At 56.7% G+C, this 734-nt stretch carries 1 protein-coding gene and 1 pseudogene; both read right to left on the bottom strand.

What is annotated here, in order from left to right:
- Positions 1-196: pseudogene (locus tag D3D01_RS22550) on the bottom strand (hypothetical protein); the annotation flags it as partial.
- The coding region (locus tag D3D01_RS22555) for a LamG domain-containing protein (protein WP_147439986.1) at positions 193-734 on the bottom strand (542 nt) is incomplete at its 5' end. The gene D3D01_RS22555 and the pseudogene D3D01_RS22550, both read right to left, overlap by 4 nt.

Consider the following 734-nt stretch of genomic DNA (forward strand, 5'->3'; position numbering starts at 1 on the left):
CGGACTGCCCCGTCTGCAACTCCTCGATGTTTTGTGCGACAATCCGGAACGAACGTTCTGCATTCTCCAACTGCTGGTCGTTGCGCACTTCCTCAATTTGAGAGAAGCCGACCGTGCTCACGAGCCCAAGAGAGAGGACGATGATAGAGAACACGAATACAAATCCAAGCGACTCACTGATCGCACGGTCGTTCATGTGTCCTCCACGAGCTCAAGACCCTGGACTGTCGGGGAGTCGGTCGGCGTCGACGAATCGAGCCGGACAATCAGAGAATATCGGTCGGCTGACTGTCCCCCCGGCAGGCCAGTCACGCCCACCTCGCCGCTGGCGCCAGAGAGCGTTATGCTGTTGCTCCGTTTTATCCCCGGACCAGGTGCTCCGTAGTCGGCGACAACAATGACCTCAACAGTTTGACCGGGTGCTTGGTCGACATTGTACCGCAAGTTGACATCGTTACCCCTGATCGAGGGGCCAGTCTTCCACCCGCTTCGGTACTCGCCCTCGGTAGCTGTATCGGTGAGGTTCCTGACCTCATTCGGCGACAACGATCGGTTATACACGCGCAGTTCATCCAGTTGCCCATCAAGATGCCGGCCCGATTGGTCCACGTTTTCGCCAATACCAGCGGGAGACGATGCCGGATCTATTTCGTCTGCTGAATCTTTTGTGGCCGCGAGATTGCCGTCAACATATATTTCGGTATCGTCTCCGTCGAAGACGCCGACAAGATGGT

It is taken from the genome of Haloarcula sp. Atlit-7R (genome assembly GCF_003666065.1).
Classification (GTDB): Archaea; Halobacteriota; Halobacteria; order Halobacteriales; family Haloarculaceae; genus Haloarcula; species Haloarcula taiwanensis.